3 protein-coding genes and 3 pseudogenes are annotated in these 4,054 nt (G+C 62.4%); all 6 read right to left on the bottom strand.

Going from position 1 to position 4,054, the window contains the following annotated elements; all coding sequences use genetic code 11:
- A pseudogene (gene trpC / locus L9Z73_RS18395) lies at positions 1 to 126 on the bottom strand (indole-3-glycerol phosphate synthase TrpC); the annotation flags it as partial.
- Positions 119 to 631: pseudogene (locus L9Z73_RS18390) on the bottom strand (2Fe-2S iron-sulfur cluster-binding protein); the annotation flags it as partial. The pseudogenes L9Z73_RS18390 and trpC, both read right to left, overlap by 8 nt.
- Entirely contained in the window at positions 628 to 930 is a 303-nt protein-coding gene (locus L9Z73_RS18385) for a sarcosine oxidase subunit delta (protein ID WP_247403727.1), read from the bottom strand. The pseudogene L9Z73_RS18390 and the gene L9Z73_RS18385, both read right to left, overlap by 4 nt.
- A 15-nt stretch (positions 931 to 945) precedes the next feature.
- Entirely contained in the window at positions 946 to 2,196 is a 1,251-nt protein-coding gene (locus L9Z73_RS18380; RefSeq protein WP_247403725.1) for a sarcosine oxidase subunit beta, read from the bottom strand.
- A 22-nt stretch (positions 2,197 to 2,218) separates the two neighbouring features.
- Positions 2,219 to 3,472, bottom strand: coding sequence for a serine hydroxymethyltransferase (locus tag L9Z73_RS18375; RefSeq protein ID WP_247403722.1), 1,254 nt, complete (start codon positions 3,470 to 3,472; stop codon positions 2,219 to 2,221).
- Between the two features lie 251 nt (positions 3,473 to 3,723).
- Positions 3,724 to 3,885 (bottom strand): annotated as a pseudogene (locus tag L9Z73_RS18370) (TraX family protein); the annotation flags it as partial.
- Positions 3,886 to 4,054: the final 169 nt, after the last annotated feature.

Raw genomic sequence — 4,054 nt, 5'->3', positions numbered from 1 at the left:
CGTGTCGAGGGTTTTCAGCGCACGCTCCAGTTCATCGCCATCGTGAACTTCCACCAGCACGTCCAGGCCGACGCTTTTGGCCACGGCCGCCAGCTCGGCCATCTTCACGTCATCCAGCGCAGTGACGGTTGAAGTTGTCGTAGGTGTCCGGGTCGTTTTCGGTCGGCGAGCGGCCCAGGCCAGCGGCCTTGCGGATGTACTTCTCGTAAGTCATCCAGAACGACTGCGGGTACATGAAGGTTTTGTAGTAGAAACCCGGCGGCATCAGCTTGCCGCCGACTTTGCCGAGAATGCCCATCACGTCGTTGTTCACGCTCGGCCAGCCGTTGGTGCTGGTGGCGACCAACCCCTGGTACAACGCTTGTTGCGTGGCGCGCACGTTGGGAATCTGGGTGGCTTCGGTGGCGCCGATCTGCAGCACCGCGTTCGGCTCTTCGGCACCGGCGGCAAAGATGCCGCGGGGGCGCGAGTACTTGAAGCTGCGGCCGATGATGTCGACACCGTTGGCCAGCAGCGCGGCGGCCAGGGTGTCGCCTTCGAAGCCTTTGTAGCTCTGGCCGTTGAAGCTGAAGGTCAGGACTTTGTTACGGTCGATCCGACCACCGTTGGACAGGCGATTGATCTGGCTCATACCTTCGCTCCAGCAGCCTTGGCGGTGAATTGCGGCTTGGTGCCGATCTTGTAGGTTTCAAGAATTTCGTAAGTCACGGTGTCGCGGGTCGCGTTGAAGTACTGACGGCAACCGGCGGCGTGAATCCACAGCTCGTGGTGCAGGCCACGGGGGTTGTCGCGGAAGAACATGTAGTCGCCCCACTCTTCATCGGTGCAGGCGTTCGGGTCCAGCGGGCGCGGGATGTGCGCTTGGCCGGAAGCGTGGAATTCCTCTTCGGAGCGTAGTTCGCCACAGTGAGGACAGAAGATATGCAACATAGGAAATTTCTCCTGTTAGTGGGCGACGGCCGCGGCGCCGTGTTCGTCGATCAACGCACCATTGTGGAACCGGTCGATGGAGAAAGGTGCGGCCAACGGGTGCATTTCACCCTTGGCCAGGCTCGCGGCAAATACGTTGCCTGAGCCCGGAGTGGCCTTGAAGCCACCGGTGCCCCAACCGCAGTTGAAGAACATGTTTGGCACCGGGGTCTTGGAGATGATCGGGCAGGCGTCCGGCGTGGTGTCGACGATGCCGCCCCACTGGCGGTTCATGCGCACGCGTGAGAGCACCGGGAACATCTCGACGATGGCCTGGATGGTGTGTTCGATCACCGGGTACGAGCCGCGCTGGCCGTAGCCGTTGTAGCCGTCGATACCCGCGCCGATCACCAGGTCGCCCTTGTCGGACTGGCTGATGTAACCGTGTACGGCGTTGGACATGATCACGCTGTCGATAATCGGCTTGATCGGCTCTGACACCAGCGCTTGCAGCGGGTGCGATTCGATCGGCAGGCGGAAACCGGCAAGCGAGGCCATGTGCCCGGAGTTACCGGCCGTGACCACGCCGACGCGCTTGGCGCCGATGAAGCCCTTGTTGGTTTCCACGCCGATGCACACGCCGTTTTCCTTACGGAAGCCGATCACTTCGGTTTGCTGGATCAAGTCCACCCCGAGGGCGTCGGCGGCGCGGGCAAAGCCCCAGGCCACCGCATCGTGACGGGCCACGCCGCCGCGCCGTTGCACGGTGGCGCCCATGACCGGGTAGCGGGTGTTCTTCGAGCAATCGAGGTACGGAATCTCGTCTGCCACTTGTTGCGCGTTGAGCAACTCGCCGTCCACGCCGTTGAGGCGGTTGGCGCTGACGCGACGCTCGGAATCGCGGATGTCCTGCAGGGTGTGGCACAGGTTGTAAACGCCGCGCTGGGAGAACATCACGTTGTAGTTCAGGTCCTGGGACAGGCCTTCCCACAGTTTCATCGCGTGTTCGTACAGGTGCGCCGACTCGTCCCACAGGTAGTTGGAACGCACGATGGTGGTGTTGCGCGCGGTGTTACCGCCGCCCAGCCAGCCCTTCTCGACCACGGCCACGTTGGTGATGCCGTGCTCCTTGGCCAGGTAGTAGGCGGTCGCCAGACCATGCCCGCCACCGCCGACGATGACCACGTCGTAGACCTTTTTAGGCGTCGGCGTGCGCCACATCTTCTGCCAGTTTTCGTGGTGGCTGAGTGAGTGCTTGAAGAGGCCGAAGCCCGAGTAGCGTTGCATAGTCATTACTCCAAAACCGCGCTCAGCGATAAACCGGGAAATCAGCGCACAGGGCAGACACGTGCTTGGCCACGTCGGCCTCGACATCGGCGTCGCCGAGGTTGTCGAGGATGTCGCAGATCCAGCCAGCCAGTTCGATGCATTGCGGCACTTTGAAACCGCGCGTGGTCACCGCCGGCGTGCCGATGCGCAGGCCCGAGGTCACGAACGGCGACTGCGGGTCATTCGGCACGGCGTTCTTGTTGACGGTGATGTGGGCGCGACCGAGGGCGGCGTCCGCCTCTTTACCGGTGAGGCCCTGGCGAATCAGGCTGACCAGGAACAGGTGGTTATCGGTGCCGCCCGACACTACATCGTAGCCGCGTTTGATAAACACGCTGGCCATGGCCTGGGCGTTGTCGATCACGTGTTGCTGGTAGACCTTGAAGCCCGGCTCCTGGGCTTCCTTGAAGCACACCGCCTTGCCGGCGATGACGTGCATCAGCGGGCCGCCCTGGGCGCCGGGGAATACGGCGGCGTTGAGTTTCTTTTCAATCGTTTCGTTGGCACGCGCCAGAATCAGGCCGCCACGCGGACCGCGCAGGGTCTTGTGGGTGGTGGTGGTGACCACGTCGGCGTAAGGCAGCGGGTTCGGGTACAAACCGGCGGCCACCAGGCCGGCGACGTGGGCCATGTCGACGAACAGCAGCGCACCGACCTTGTCGGCGATCTGACGAAAGCGTGGGAAATCCAGGGTTTTTGAGTAGGCGGAGAAACCGGCCACCACCATCTTCGGCTGGTGCTCCACGGCCAGGCGCTCGACTTCGTCGTAGTCGATCAGGCCGGTGTCGGTGTTGATGCCGTATTGCACCGCGTTGTACAGCTTGCCCGAGGACGACACTTTAGCGCCGTGGGTCAGGTGACCGCCGTGGGCCAGGCTCATGCCGAGGATGGTGTCACCGGCGTTCAACAGCGCCAGGTACACCGCGCTGTTGGCGGAGGAGCCGGAGTGCGGTTGCACGTTGGCGTAATCGGCGCCGAACAACTGCTTGGCGCGTTCGATGGCCAGGGCTTCGACCTTGTCCACGTGCTCGCAGCCACCGTAGTAGCGCTTGCCCGGGTAGCCTTCGGCGTATTTGTTGGTCAGGCCGCTGCCCTGGGCTTGCATCACGCGTTTGCTGGTGTAGTTCTCCGACGCGATCAGCTCGATATGATCTTCCTGCCGCTGCTCCTCGGCATTCATGGCCGCGAGCAGTGCGTCGTCATATCCCTGGATCTGGTCTTGTTTGCTGAACATCGCGTCTCTCCCAGCCTTTCGTATTGTTAAGGCCCATGCAGAGCCCTTTGATGCGATGGTAGGGCTGGCGCCGACAGGTCAAATGCCTACGGACGCCACGCAAAGGTGCGTTTACGACATTGCTGGAACAACGCAGAACAAATGTGGGAGGGGCGGTGCGACGGTTCGACTTGCCCCCGATAGCGGCGGATCAGCTTGCACATGCCGTAGCAGACACACCGCTATCGGGAGCAAGCCCCCTCCCACAATGGTTAAGCGATGATCCTGCGGACGAGTAGCAGCAGCAGGAAGTGCAGGGGATAGAGGGCATAGGCCCAGCGGCGCATTGCCGGCGGCGTGGCGTTTTTGACATGTCGCAACAGGACCAGGCCGGCCAATGGCGCGATCAGGCATGCCGCCAATCCCATCAGCGCGCAGAACAAATGTGGGAGGGGGCTTGCCCCCGATAGCGGTGGATCAGCTTGCACATGCCGTAGCAGACACACCGCTATCGGGAGCAAGCCCCCTCCCACAATGGTTAAGCGATGATCCTGCGGACGAGTAGCAGCAGCAGGAAGTGCAGGGGATAGAGGGCATAGGCCC

Origin of the sequence: Pseudomonas emilianonis (assembly GCF_023072625.1) — a bacterium.
GTDB lineage: Bacteria > Pseudomonadota > Gammaproteobacteria > Pseudomonadales > Pseudomonadaceae > Aquipseudomonas > Aquipseudomonas paraveronii.
The sequence above is the reverse complement of the archived record's forward strand: the minus strand, read 5'-3'. Positions and strand labels throughout refer to the sequence as shown.

Coding starts and splice junctions, on each gene's coding strand:
- L9Z73_RS18385 (WP_247403727.1), bottom strand. CDS start 930: ATGTTGCATATCTTCTGTCCTCACTGTGGCGAACTACGCTCCGAAGAG.
- L9Z73_RS18380 (WP_247403725.1), bottom strand. CDS start 2,196: ATGCAACGCTACTCGGGCTTCGGCCTCTTCAAGCACTCACTCAGCCAC.
- L9Z73_RS18375 (WP_247403722.1), bottom strand. CDS start 3,472: ATGTTCAGCAAACAAGACCAGATCCAGGGATATGACGACGCACTGCTC.